This is a genomic window from Stenotrophomonas sp. YJH_SMC_20 (assembly GCF_059367845.1).
Window position 1 is genome coordinate 1 of record NZ_JCAFRG010000007.1, and the last position, 13,139, is coordinate 13,139.

9 protein-coding genes and 1 pseudogene are annotated in these 13,139 nt (G+C 66.9%); 5 read left to right on the forward strand and 5 right to left on the reverse strand.

Annotation, left to right across the window (positions count from 1 at the left end):
- Positions 1–110 (forward strand): annotated as a pseudogene (locus AC5P6A_RS13095) (IS110 family transposase); the annotation flags it as partial.
- 39 nt (positions 111–149) lie between these two features.
- Here the strand turns inward: AC5P6A_RS13095 and otsA are convergent.
- The 4 genes from otsA to AC5P6A_RS13115 form a co-directional block, all read right to left on the reverse strand.
- Entirely contained in the window at positions 150–1,514 is a 1,365-nt protein-coding gene (gene otsA, locus AC5P6A_RS13100; RefSeq protein WP_021202062.1) for an alpha,alpha-trehalose-phosphate synthase (UDP-forming), read from the reverse strand.
- The gene (locus AC5P6A_RS13105; protein WP_495222324.1) at positions 1,511–3,292 is read right to left on the reverse strand and encodes a glycoside hydrolase family 15 protein; all 1,782 of its coding nucleotides are present in this window, start codon (positions 3,290–3,292) and stop codon (positions 1,511–1,513) included. The genes otsA and AC5P6A_RS13105 overlap by 4 nt, the downstream gene beginning before the upstream one ends.
- A gap of 39 nt (positions 3,293–3,331) precedes the next feature.
- Positions 3,332–4,090 carry a trehalose-phosphatase gene (gene otsB, locus AC5P6A_RS13110; protein WP_021202060.1) on the reverse strand — a complete coding sequence of 253 codons (759 nt, stop codon included), beginning with the start codon at positions 4,088–4,090 and terminating at the stop codon, positions 3,332–3,334.
- Between the two features lie 151 nt (positions 4,091–4,241).
- On the reverse strand, positions 4,242–6,677 hold the full coding sequence (locus tag AC5P6A_RS13115; RefSeq protein ID WP_346715136.1) for a TonB-dependent receptor plug domain-containing protein: 2,436 nt from the start codon (positions 6,675–6,677) through the stop codon (positions 4,242–4,244).
- Positions 6,678–6,891: 214 nt separating this feature from the next.
- Here AC5P6A_RS13115 and AC5P6A_RS13120 point away from each other — a divergent pair, with 214 nt between their 5' ends.
- The 4 genes from AC5P6A_RS13120 to AC5P6A_RS13135 all read left to right on the forward strand — a co-directional run bounded on the left by AC5P6A_RS13120 (position 6,892) and on the right by AC5P6A_RS13135 (position 12,094).
- The gene (locus AC5P6A_RS13120) at positions 6,892–7,374 is read left to right on the forward strand and encodes a DUF3574 domain-containing protein (RefSeq protein ID WP_049410962.1); all 483 of its coding nucleotides are present in this window, start codon (positions 6,892–6,894) and stop codon (positions 7,372–7,374) included.
- 36 nt (positions 7,375–7,410) lie between these two features.
- The gene (locus AC5P6A_RS13125) at positions 7,411–8,268 is read left to right on the forward strand and encodes an XAC2610-related protein (protein ID WP_180877629.1); all 858 of its coding nucleotides are present in this window, start codon (positions 7,411–7,413) and stop codon (positions 8,266–8,268) included.
- A gap of 109 nt (positions 8,269–8,377) precedes the next feature.
- Positions 8,378–10,096, forward strand: a complete 1,719-nt coding sequence (locus tag AC5P6A_RS13130; protein WP_180877630.1) for a thiamine pyrophosphate-dependent enzyme — start codon at positions 8,378–8,380, stop codon at positions 10,094–10,096.
- A 387-nt stretch (positions 10,097–10,483) separates the two neighbouring features.
- Positions 10,484–12,094 carry a SulP family inorganic anion transporter gene (locus tag AC5P6A_RS13135; RefSeq protein ID WP_180877709.1) on the forward strand — a complete coding sequence of 537 codons (1,611 nt, stop codon included), beginning with the start codon at positions 10,484–10,486 and terminating at the stop codon, positions 12,092–12,094.
- 165 nt (positions 12,095–12,259) lie between these two features.
- On the opposite strand, the gene AC5P6A_RS13140 is transcribed toward AC5P6A_RS13135, so the two are convergent.
- Complete coding sequence (locus AC5P6A_RS13140; RefSeq protein WP_180877708.1) at positions 12,260–12,970, reverse strand: glutathione S-transferase family protein; 711 nt, start codon at positions 12,968–12,970, stop codon at positions 12,260–12,262.
- Between the last annotated feature and the right edge of the window lie 169 nt (positions 12,971–13,139).

Genomic DNA, 13,139 nt, shown 5'->3' on the forward strand with positions numbered 1-13,139 from the left:
ACATCCTGGCCAGAAAGCTGGCCAGGATCGCTTGGGGCGTCTTCAAGAGCGGCCGGGACTTTGACCCGGCCATGCTGAAAGTGGGTCAAGCCTGCTTCCAGCAGGCTTGACCACGAACATAGGATCTCGGCTCTACAGGAACGCGTGCTTCAACCCTCCAGCGCGTCCAGGTAGCTGCGGCGCCAGTGGTTGATGTCGTAGGTGCGCAGGTGCTCCATCATCGCGTGCCAGCGCTCCTTGCGCCTGCTCAGCGACATCGTGGCTGCGGTGGCGATCGCATCGGCCACGCCGTCCAGATCATGCGGGTTCACCAGCAGTGCCTGCTTCAGTTCGTCGGCGGCGCCAGCCAGCAGTGACAGCACCAGCACGCCCGGATCCTCCGGGTCCTGCGACGCCACGTATTCCTTGGCCACCAGGTTCATGCCATCGCGCAGCGGCGTGACCAGGCCGACCGCCGCCGCCCGGTAGAAGCCGGTGAGCGTAGCATGTGTGAAGTTCTGGTTGACGTACCGCAGCGGCGTCCAGTCCGGCTCGGCATGGCCGCCGTTGATGTGGCCAGCGATCTGCTCCAGCTGACTGCGCAACTGCCGGTACTCGGTGACATCACCGCGCGAGACCGGGGCGATCTGCAGGTAGGTCAACGAGCCGCGCTGGTCAGGGTGGCGCTGCAGGTAGCGCTCGAAGCCAAGGAAGCGCTCGGGGAGGCCCTTGGAATAGTCCAGGCGATCCACGCCGATTGCCAGCTGGCGGTCGCGCAGGCTGGCGCGAAGATTCTTCACGGCGGTCTTGGTGGCGGCTGTGCCGGCCTGGCGTGCGATCAGCTCGGTGTCGATGCCGATCGGGAAGGCTGCTGCACGGAAGCGGCGCCCGCCCGGCGCTTCCAGCTCGCCGTTGTCGAGCACGCGCCCGCCGCCGAACAGGCGCAGGTAAGTCTGGAAGCGATCGGCATCGCGCTGGGTCTGGAAGCCGACCAGGTCGTAGGCGTACAGCGCGGAGAACAACCGCAGGTGATCGGGCATCGCCTGCAGCAGGTCGGCCGACGGCATCGGGATATGCAGGAAGAAGCCAATGCGGCAGCCGATGCCGCGCTCGCGCAGCAGCGCGCCGAGCGGAATCAGGTGATAGTCATGGATCCAGACGATGTCATCCTCGCGCAGCAATGGCGCGAGCTTGTCGGCGAACAGCGCATTGACCTTGTGGTAGGTCTCGCGGGTACCGCGGTCATAGTCGACCAGATCCAGGCGGAAGTGCAGCAGTGGCCACAGCGTGCGGTTGGCAAAGCCGTTGTAGTAGCCATCGACCTCGCGCTTGCTCAGGTCCATAGTGACGTAGTCGATGTCACCGTCCTTCTGCCGGTGCAGCGTGCCGCTGCCTTCCTTTACGGTCTTGCCGCTCCAGCCGAACCACAGGCCGCCGCGCTCCTTCAGGGCGGCCAGCAGGCCGACCGCCAGCCCGCCTGCGCGGTTCTCGCCGGGCACGGCCACACGGTTTGAAACCACGACCAGACGACTCACGATGCCTCCTGCCAGGACCGCGACAGGCGCATCGCGGCGGTGATCAGGCCGACGTGCGAATAGGTCTGCGGGAAATTGCCCCAGGCCTCGCCGCTGTCGAAGGCCAGATCCTCCGACAGCAGGCCCAGGTGGTTGCGCTGCTTCAGCAGCAGCTCGAACATCTCGCGTGCTTCATCCATGCGCCCGATCGCCGCCAGCGCATCGATGTACCAGAACGTACAGATGGTGAAGCTGGTTTCCGGTTCTCCGAAGTCATCCGGCGCGACGTAGCGGTACAGCGAATTGCCGTGCTTGAGGTCGCGGCCGATGGCATCGACGGTGGCAATGAACCGGGCGTCCATCGCGTCGATGAAGCCGATGTCGGCCAGCAGCAGCAGCGAGGCATCCAGGCGATGGCCGCCGAAGGTATCGGTGAAGTGGCCCAGCTCCTCGCTCCAGGATTCGGCCATGATGCGGGCGTGGATGGTGTCGGCGCGCTCGCGCCAGTAGTGTGCGCGGTCATCACGCTTCAAGCGCACGGCGATCTTGCACAGGCGGTCGCACGCAGCCCAGCACATCGCGCTGGTGTAGGTGTGCACTTCGGTGCGGCCGCGGAATTCCCACAGGCCGGCATCGGGGACGTCGTGCAGGGCGAAGGCCTGTTCGCCCAGGGGTTCCAGGCGGGCAAACGTGTGCGCGTCGCCGGGATCCTGCAGGCGACGGTCAAAGAACAGCTGCGTGGACGCCAGCACCACGCTGCCGTACACGTCGTGCTGGCGCTGCACCCAGGCCAGGTTGCCGCGACGCACCGGGCCCATGCCGCGGTAGCCGGACAGGCTGGGCACCTCATCCTCGTCCAGCTTGGCCTCGAAACCAATGCCATACAGCGGTTGCAGCGTACCGTCGGTGGTGGCCAGGTTGAAGATGTAACCGAGGAACTGTTCCATCGTGCGCGTTGCGCCCAGACGGTTCAGCGCGCGCACCACGAACGCCGCATCGCGCAGCCAGCAGTAGCGGTAGTCCCAGTTGCGCACGCTGCCGGGGGCTTCCGGAATGGAGGTGGTCATCGCCGCGATGATCGCGCCGCTGTCTTCGTACTGGCACAGCTTCAGCGTGATCGCGCTGCGGATCACCGCGTCCTGCCATTCCAGGGGAATGGACAGGTAACGCACCCATTCGCGCCAGTAGTCGCGGGTGCGCTGGAAGGCTTTCTGCACGTAGCCGCTGATCGAGCGGTTGAGCGATTCGTCCACGCCCAGGATCAGGTGGACGGGATGGCTGAGCACGAACGGCAGGCCGTCGCGCACGAAGCGGACCGGCACATCGGTGGTCAGCCGCAGCACGTGCTCGGGCAGGATCCAGCGCACATGGTTGCTGCCCCAGGTGGACTCCGGCACGCGCGCGCCCCAATCGGCCAGCGGGCGGGCGCGCACGGTGATGCGTGGGCTACCGGCCAGCGGGCGCACCTGGCGGATCAGGCTGACCGGCCGGTAGAAGCGGTCGTTCTGGCGCCAGCGGGGCGCGAAGTCGAGGATCTCCAGTTCGCCGCCGTGCGTGTCGCGCAGGACGGTGCGCAGGATCGCCGTATTGGTCAGGTACTCCTGCTCGCTGCTGGCGAAGTCTTCCAGCTCGATGGCGAAGTCACCACCGGTCTGCTGGTTGGGGCCGAGCAGGGCACAGAAGGTGGGGTCGCCGTCGAAGGTGGGCAGGCAGCTCCAGACAACGCGGGCACGTTTGTCGACCAGGGCGCCGAAGCTGCCGTTGCCGACCACGCCCAGATCAAGATCGGGTTGGGTCATCACGCGGTACATCTCGGTTGCGGCCGTGGGGGGGCCGGGTCAATAGGCATTCTCACGCAGCCAGGCGTGCACGCTGCGTATGTCGGGCAGCGCGAACACGGCCACGCTGGGTTCGCGTTCGCCCACCAGCACGCTCCAGCCATGCTGGCCGTTGGCAGCGTCGAAGCCGAATTCGTCGGTGAGGTCGTCACCGAGGAAGACGGGCAGGCGGCCACGGAAGGGCAGGTACTGCATCATCCTCCGCACCGCACGGCCCTTGTCGCTGCCAACCGGGACGAACTCGACCACGTGGTCGCCGGGTTGCAGGCGGTAACTGGAACGGCCGCGCACGTGGCGGTCGGCGAAGGCGCGCACATCGCTGGCGGCGTGCGGCGCGCCGCGCCAGTGCAGCGCCAGGCCGACACCCTTGTCTTCCACCAGCACGCCGGGGTGGCCATGGGCGAAGCGCATCGCCTGCTGGTGCAGCGCGTGCAGCCACTCGGCGGTGTCGTCGTCGTGCTCCTCGCGCAGCACACGACCGTCCTCGCCGCGCAATTCATGGCCATGCAGGCCCGCGGCAGGCAGTTGCAGGGGAGCGAACAGTTGATCGAGCTGCTCAAGCGGGCGACCACTGACCAGTGCTACGGCACCTTCCAGGCGGTCGCTGATGCGGCCGATGGCGTCACGCACATCCGGCAGCAGCTGCACGGCATCCGGGCGCGCAGCGAACTCGATCAGGGTGCCATCGACATCGAGGAACAACGCACAGGCGTCGTCCAGCAATGGCGGTGGCGGACGCAGGGGGAGCGGTTCAGCCATGCGGCCCACCTTGCCAGCGTGGGCGTGTACGTGGGGTCGAGGGCAGGCTACGGATCAGCTTCGGTGGGTGCCGACCGTTGGTCGGCACGGCAGGTCAGCCTGCATCCAGCCCAAACAGCGCGGACCAACGGTCCGCACCCACCCAACGCGATCAGAACGTATAGCGGACGCGGCCGTAGTAGTACGCGCCATTGCTGCCGATCGGCGACAGCACGTCATACGGCAGGTTGCCGAAGTAGTGGATATCGCTGTTGGACCGATCCGGGTAGTTGTCGGTCAGGTTCTGCCCGCCGATGGCCACGCTCCACTGCGGGGTGATGCGGTATTCGACTTCCGCGTCCAGCTGCCACTCGGCCTGGTAGGTCTGGCGCGGGATGTAGCCATCACCGAAGTTGAACACGCGGGTGGCGCTGCCGTAGCGGTTCACGCGGCTGCTCAGCGACCAGTGGTCGTTGCTCCAGGCAGCCGAGAAACTGCCACGTGTACGCGGTGTGGCATCGGTCAGCGTGTTGGTCTCTTCAATCCCGAACAGCACATAATCCGGGTCCAGTGCCTGCAGCTGGGCCGGCGTGGCCAGCACGTTCTTCAGCGTGGTCTTGGTATACGCATAGGTGCCGGTCAGCAGCAGCTGGCCATCGCCCAGCGACTGGCGCCAGTTGCTCACCAGCTCGGCGCCACGGGTGCGGGTATCGGCGGCGTTGACGAAGAAGCTGGCGCTCTGCAGGCCGCTGACACCGTAGTTGGCTGCCACGTAGCCGGTCAGTGCATCACCGGTGATGCTCTCCGACAGTGCGATGCGGTCGTCGATGTCGATCTGGAAGAAGTCCAGCGACAGGTCGAAGTGTTCGCCGATGCGACTGGTGAAGCCCAGCGACGTGTTCAGGGATTTTTCCGGCTTCAGGTCCTGCGCGCCCAGGCCACGCGCGATCGGATTGTTGACCGACAGCAAACGGCCCTGCACCAGCTGGCCGCCAGCGTTGTAGCCGGTGGAGGTGGACTCGTAGCCGATCTGTGCCAGCGACGGCGCACGGAAGTTGTTGGAGATGGCGCCACGCAACGCGAACGCAGGGGTGAATTCGTAGCGCAGGCCGAGCTTGCCGGTCAGCTCGCCGCCGAAGTCGTCGTTGTGCTCGTAGCGCGCGGCCAGATCGGTGGAGAACTTCTCGCCAAACTGGCTGGACAGGCTGGCATAGGCGCTGGCCACGTCGCGCGACAGGGTGGCGGCGTCCTGTGGGGTCAGGCCGCCACCGGCCTGTGAGCCGGTCGGGCGGTCGGTGTACGGGCCCGCCGCATAGCTGGCCGGGTCGCCGGGGCGGGTCTGGTAGCGCTCATGGCGCGCTTCCACGCCCAGGCCCAGCGTGTGGCTGATGCTCTCGCTCTGGGTGAACACGCGGCTCAGGTCGAGGTTGCCCACGGTCTGCGCGTACTCGTAGTCGGCGGTCTTGAAGCGGGTCGGGCTGGTCGGGCCCAGCGACGCGTTGAGCGAATCACGCAGGCGGTAGGTGAAGTCGTTCTGGCCGTAATCGACGCTGCCGTCGTAGCTCCATTCGCCCCACTGCCCACGCACGCCGGCCACGGCCTGCACGTCGCGGTTCTCGCCTTCGGAGATCGGCCGGTAGCCGTTCGGATAGACCTGCTTCCAGTTGGCATCGCCATCGGGGTAGCGGAAGTAGTTGGCGCCTTCGGTATCGCGCTGGTTGAAGGTGCCGAACGCGTAGAACGTCGAGGTCTGGCCCACCGGGATCTCGGTGTTCAGCCACAGGTTGATGTCCTTGCTCTGGCCATCGCCCAGCACATAGTTGCGCTTGCCCTGCAGCGCCAGGTTGCCCGGGGTCTGGTCCCATGGCGGAATCTGGTCGAAGCCGGCGCGGTTGGTGCCGTTGCGGTGCTTGTATTCCAGACCGACGCGCAGGAAGCCGCCGTCTTCGCCCAGCGAAGTGCCGACCTTGGCGCTGAGGTTGCCGGTCTGGCCGTCGGTGAGAGTGCGGCCGATCGGCTTGAGGTCGGTGTGGTTGGCACCGTAGCTCGCCTCGATCTCGCCGCCGTCACCGCCGTTGTCGAGGATCACGTTGATCACGCCGGCCACGGCGTCCGAGCCGTACAGTGCCCCGGCGCCATCGCGCAGCACTTCAATGCGCTTGATCGCGCTGACCGGAATCGAATTGAAATCGACCGGGGTGGTGCCCTTGCCGATCTTGCTGTCGGTGTTGACCAGCGCGGTGTGGTGGCGGCGCTTGCCGTTGACCAGCACCAGCACCTGGTCCGGCGACAGGCCACGCAACTGCGCGGCGCGCACATGGTCGGCGCCACCGGAGTTGGACTGGCGCGGGAAGTTGAACGACGGCAGCAGCGCCTGCAGCGCGCTGCCCAGCTCACCGTTGACCACGCCCGCCTTGCGGATGTCCTCGGCGGTGAGCACATCCACCGGCGAGGTGGATTCGAGCACGGTGCGGTCGGCGGCACGGGTGCCGGTGACGATCACCGTATCCAGGTTGGTGGCGTCCTGGGCCAGGGCCGGGACGGCGGCGGAGGAAAGCGCGAGGGTGATGGCGAGGCCGAGCGGCGACGCGAGCAGGCGGGCGGACATGGGGGCTCCAGCAACAACGACGACGGGGGAAGGGGAGATAGTTTCACTTACATCCATCCGGATGAAGCGATATATTATCTTCGCGTGATGACCGGTGCGGATGCAAGCCCCTGCCGGTCCGGCATGAGCTGATGCCCGGTTGGCATCAGCACGCCGGGCCGGTGGCGCTGTACGCTGCCGGCTCGCCTTGTCCCCCTTCCCCGGAGCTGTACCGATGAAACACCTTGGCCTCGTCTTCGCCGTGCTGCTGGCCACCAGCGGCTGCGCCAGCCTCTCTTCGCAGGCGCCCAGTGCCTATGCCACGGCCACCACCGCCGAACTGAAGGGCGATGCCGCACGCCCGTCCGCCGGCCATGGCTGGGTGCGCAGTGAGCTGTACTTCGGCGTGGGCGAGGAGCAGGGTGCCGGCAACCGCCCGCAGGCCGACACCATCAGCGAGGCGCAGTGGCGCACGTTCCTGGACAAGGAAGTGACCCCGCGCTTCCCGGATGGCCTGACCGTGTTCGATGCCTACGGCCAGTGGCTGTTCCGCGGCGATGCCGCGCCCAACCGCCTGCGCACGAAGGTGCTGGTGGTGCTGCACGAGGACACCCCGCAGCGCCGCGCCGATATCGAAGCGATCCGCCTGGCGTGGAAGCAGCAGACCAGGCATCAATCGGTGCTGTGGTCGCGGCAGCCGGTCGAGGTATCGTTCTGAGTTGAAGGTGCCGCCGCGGTGCCGCAGGGAGCGATGATGAACTACAGGGAATGCCTGCTGGGCCTGGTATTGGTGGGCGCGCTGGCACCGTTGACGCAGGCGCGTGGCGACGACGGCGAAACGCTACGCTTCCAGGTGGCCGCTCATGTGCAGGCGCATGCCGATCCCCAGCAGGACGGAAGCATCGTGGTGCAGCTGTCACCGTCGGGCAAGCGCCAGACGCTGGCGGGCGCGGCGGATGCCGACGGCAATTCGCGCTGGGGTCTGGAGGACGTCGATTTCGATGGCTACCCGGAACTGGTCGCGCGCGCCTCGGTGGGCATGGTCAATGAAGCGGTGGCGGTGTACCGCTTCGATCCGGCCAGTGCCGGTTTCCGCGCGCTGCAGGCCGATACCCACGGCAAGGACAGTTGTGGTGACCTGATGGGGCTGAGCGTGGACGTTGCCACCCGCACCCTCACCAGCAGTTGCCGCAGCGGCCCGATGTGGTACACCGACCAGTACCGGTTTGCAGGCGCGAAGCTCCATCTGTACCGCTCTGAGAGCGTGCTGATGCTGGGCGATACGTTGAACGCCGCGCTGCATTGGGAACAGACCGAAGAGCAGGGCCCGTTGGCGGTCTGGCGCACCTATGACCCCGCCGGCCGTGTGTTGGAAAGTGCCATCGCCGATGGCCTGGGCGCACCGCCGGATGGACCGTTGCGCGGCCAGCAGGCCACCGTGGTACCCGCGCGCCTGTTCCTGTTCGACCGGCCTGGTGCGTCCAGCACCAAGCGTTACTTGGTGCAGGGCGATCGCGTGGAATTGCAGGATGAACAGAACGGCTGGGTGAAGCTGCGCTATCGAAGCCCGAATCACGGCGCGGTGGAGGGCTGGATCAACGTCAACGATTGACGAGACGTCTACCCGCAGTTTGCACATCGAGGCAATGGGCAACTTGCCCACGGGGGCATCACTTCATCAGGTCTAGCCTCGGACGTTCCCCCGTTCGAGGATGTATCCGATGAGCAAGCGCGTGGCCGAAATCGTGGTGGACGCCCTGCAGCAGGCTGGTGTCCGCCGTTGCTACGGCATCGTGGGCGATACGCTCAACCATGTGACCGATGCGATGCATGGCAGCGAGATCGCCTGGGTGCACGTGCGCCATGAAGAAGTGGCAGCGTTCGCCGCCGGCGCCGATTCGCTGGTGAGCGGCGAGTTGACCGCCTGTGCGGGCTCCTGTGGTCCCGGTGGCCTGCACTTCATCAACGGCGTGTTTGAGAGCAACCGCAACCGTGCGCCGATGGTGCTGATCGCCAGCCAGGTGGTGACCAGTGAGCTGGGCATGGAATTTCCGCAGGAAGTGGATTTCAAGGCGGTCTATGGCAGCTGCACGGTGTTCTGCGAGCAGGTGCACAGCCCGGAGCAGGCGCGACGCGTGGTGGCCCTGGCCTGCCAGGCGGCGATCAGCCGGCGTGGCGTGGCGGTAGTGATCCTGCCGGCCGACATCAGCCAGGCTGAGGTGAAGCACGATGTGCCGTTCTCGGTGCACTACACCCAGCCGGTGCTGCGCCCGTCCGACGCCGAACTGCAGCGCATTGCCGAGCTGCTGGGGCAGGGCAAGCGTATCGGCATCTATGCCGGTGCCGGTTGCCAGGGCGCGCACGCGCAGCTGCTGGAACTGGCCCGGCGCCTGCAGGCGCCGGTTGCGCATACTTCGCGCGCCAAGGATTTCGTCGAGCCGGACAACCCGTACAACATGGGCATGACCGGAATCTTCGGCATCGAGTCTGGCTTCCACACGCTGATGGAGTGCGACACGCTGCTGCTGCTCGGCGCCGACTTCGCCTGGGGCCAGTTCTACCCCGACAAGGCCACGATCATCCAGATCGACCGTGATGGCAGCCACCTTGGCCGCCGCCACCCGGTGAACCTCGGCGTGGTCGGCGATATCGCGCCCACGCTGGATGCGTTGCTGCCGATGCTGCCGCCGCGCGAGGACGGCAGTTTCCTGGACGAGTGCATCGAGCATCGCGACAAGGCGCTGAAGAAGCGCGAACAGGAGGAGCAGCCGGGCGAGGGCGAGCTGATCCACCCGCAGCACCTGACCGCGCTGCTCTCGAAGCACGCTACCGAGGATGCACTGTTCACCGCCGACGGCGGCTCGCCGATGGTGTGGGTGCTGCGCCATATCCGCGTGAACGGCCGCCGCCGCACGCTGACCAGCCTGCTGCACGGCACGATGGCCAACGCGATGCCGCAGGCGCTGGGACTGCAGAAGGCCTTCCCCGGCCGGCAGGTGATTTCACTGTCCGGCGATGGTGGGCTGGCAATGCTGCTGGGCGACCTGTTGACCGCGGTACAGGAGAATCTGCCGATCAAGGTGGTGGTGTTCAACAACGGCTCGTTGAACTTCGTCGAGCTGGAGCAGAAGGTGGAAGGCCTTCTGGATAACTACACCGACCTGAAGAACCCGGACTTCGGCCGCCTGGCCGAAGTGATCGGCTTCCATGGCCGCACGGTCACCCGTAGCGAGGATCTGGAGGAAGCGGTGCAGGATTTCCTGTCGCAGCGCGGCCCGGCATTGCTGGACGTGCACACCAGCCGCGCCGAGCTGGTGATGCCGCCGCAGATCGAGGCCAAGCAGGTCGCCGGCACGGCGCTGTATGCCGCCAAGGCGGTGTTGAACGGCCGCTTTGACGACGTGAAGCATCTGCTGGTGGACAACTTCCTGAAGAAGTAGGGGGGGGCGAGGCAGGGCTGCGCCCTGCACCTGCGGAGGCGAAGGTCGAAGCAACAGCAACAGCTGGGTATCCGTGGGATGGCGGGGTGGGTCCGGTTGCGGGGGGCGCTGCAAGTCCCCCTCCGGGGCCCGGCCCAGCCGCTGGCGGCTGTGCGTTCGGGCGCTTGCGAAGCAGTGCTTCGCAAGCAAAGCGCCCTTACATGGCCGTACTTGCAGCGACCCCTGCGCAGCCTACCCGCCCGGCCCACCCCCTGAGGTCCGCTGTCCGCGACCAACCCAGCCACGAGGGGCCCCGCCGTTGGCTGGAACCCATCATTCCACGACGGAATTGGCGCCCAGGCGCCGCTGGGCCTACCATCGGCGGTCCCCACCCCCACCGCCCCTTCCATGTCCGCTCCCGCTTCCGCCGCACCGCGTCGCTGGTTCGTCGCCGGCGACTTCAACGGCTTCTTCGGCCTGGTCGTCGACAACCTCTCCATCCTCGGCTTCATCGCCATGGCCCTGGTCGGGATCTTCCAGTTCCCCGCCGACGTGGTGTTCGGCCGCATGTTCCCCGGCACCGCCTTCGGCGTGCTGATCGGCAACCTGCTGTACACCCTGATGGCACGCCGGCTCGCCGCGCGTACCGGCCGTGACGACGTCACCGCCATGCCGCTCGGCCTGGATGCCCCGACCAGCATCGGCATGGCCCTGCTGGTGCTTGGCCCGGCCTTCATCGCTTTCAAGCAGCAGGGCATGGACCCGCACGCGGCGGGCATCGCCACCTGGCAGCTGGGCATGGCCGCGCTGGTCATCATGGGCGTGCTCAAGTTCGTGCTGTCGTTCTTCGGTGAAGCGGTCACCCGCGCCCTGCCGCGTGCCGCGCTGCTGGGTTCCATCGCCGGCATCGCGCTGGTGCTGATGGGCCTGCTGCCGCTGCTGGAAACGCTGCGCTCGCCGCTGGTCGGCTTCACCACGCTGGGCCTGCTGCTGTACGTGCTGATCGCCAAGGGCAAACTGCCGGTGCGTGGCCCGGGCGTGCTGCTGGCCTTCGTGTTCGGCACCGTGCTGTATTACGGCCTCGGCCTGGCCGGGCTGGGCGCGCCGGGCTTCCATGTGCCGGCGTGGGTGCCGCCGCAGGTGGTGCTGCCGCTGCCGACGCTGGGCTTCCTCGACGGCCTGCCCACCGCGATGACCTACCTGCCGCTGCTGCTGCCGTTCGGCCTGCTCATGGTGGTTGGTGGCATCAACGTATCCGAAAGCGCGCGCGCAGCCGGTGACGACTACCGCACCCGCGACATCCTGCTGGTGGAAGCGGTGGCCACGCTGGTGGCCGGTGTGTGTGGCGGCGTCGCGCAGACTACGCCGTACATCGGCCAGCCCGCCTACAAGCACATGGGCGCGCGCAGCGGCTATACGCTGCTGACCGGCCTGTTCGTCGGCATCGGCGGCATGCTCGGTATCATCTCCGGGCTGGTGCAGTGGTTGCCGCTGGCGGTGCTCGCACCGATCATCGTGTACGTGGCCATCGACATCACCACCCAGGCGTTCCAGGCTACGCCGCGTCACCATAGCGGTGCCATGGTATTCGGCTTCCTGCCTTCGGTGGCCTACCTGCTGGCGATCAAGGCGCCGGGCTGGATCGCACCGGACCAGCTGCCGCAGCTGCTGACCAAGCTCGACGGCCACGGCCTGCCGGAGCTGGCGGTGATCTTCACTCTCGGCAACGGCTTCATCATCACCTCGATGCTGTGGATTTCGGCGGTGGCGGCGATGGTCGATGGCCGCCTGCGCCGTGCCTGCGGGTTCCTGCTGGTGGCTGCGTTGCTGACACTGTTCGGGCTGATCCACTCGGTGGATCCGCGCGGCGGCATCTACCTGCCGTGGGACCTGGAAGGATTGGCGCGCATCATCAGTTTGCAGTTTGCCGGCGCCTACGTGGCCCTGGCGGTGCTGCTGGGCCTGCTGTCGCTGCAGAAGCAGCCGGTGCAACCGCTGGCTGATCGCACCGATCATTGACCGGTGACGCCGGGCATGGCCCGGCGCTACCGCTCCTTCCACTTCTGGTGCTCTGTAGAGCCGAGCCTGCGCTCGGCTGCTCTGAGCCGAGCATGGCTCGGCCCTACAGGGGCGTGTTGCAGGCGGCGAATGCTTACAGCGCGCTCTGCCGGCCAGCGGCCGGCACTACCGTTCGGCGTCCAGCTCCGGGTAGTGGCGGAAGATGCCATTCGTGTTGAACGCCAGACGTCGTTCCGAGGCCAGATAGGCGGCGATGTTCGGCCGCTTCGCCACCCGCGCCTGCAGCGCGCGCAGCAGGGGCAGGGTGGACGCCAGTGCCTGCATGCGGCGTGGAAACATGTAGTCCAGCCCACTCAGCAGCTGGAACAGCGACAGATCCACGTACGAATGCTCGCGCAGTGCATGGCGGCCACCGTTGGCGGCCAGCACCCGTTCGAAGTAGCCCAGGAACTTCGGCAGGCGCTCGCTGCGCAGCGACGCGGCACGTGCCTTGGCCTCGGTCTTCTGCGCTTCGTAGTATTTTGATGCGGCGATCGGATGGTGAGTGTCATGCACCTCGGCCACCAGGTCGGCGATGGTCAGCTGCAGTTGCAACGCCTGCATCCGCCGCGAGGCCGCCTGTGGCACCAGGTCCAGCGTCGGACCGAGGAAATCCAGGATCGCCGCGACCTGCGCGATGATCTGGCGGCCGGCCTTCAGGAACGGCGGCGCGAAGGGCTGTGCCCCTTCACTGCTGCCATCGAGAAACGGCTGCATCACCGCATCGCCGTGCACCCGTGCCATGTCGATGTAGTCGGCGCCGGCATCTTCCAACGCCAGCCGCACGAACTCGCCACGGCCCTGGATGCCGGTCCAGTAGTACAGCGCGTACTGCATGGCGGTGCCTCCACAGGAAAAGACCCACAGCGTCGCGCGGAGCATGCAAAGCAGGCGTGAGCGCGGCTCTGCTGCAGGTCTCAACCCGAACGGCAGCGGAACAGGCGGGGAACCGGCTGCAATCGGTGGGGTCACACCTTCTCCATGCGTGTGAAACGAGGTGCTGCAT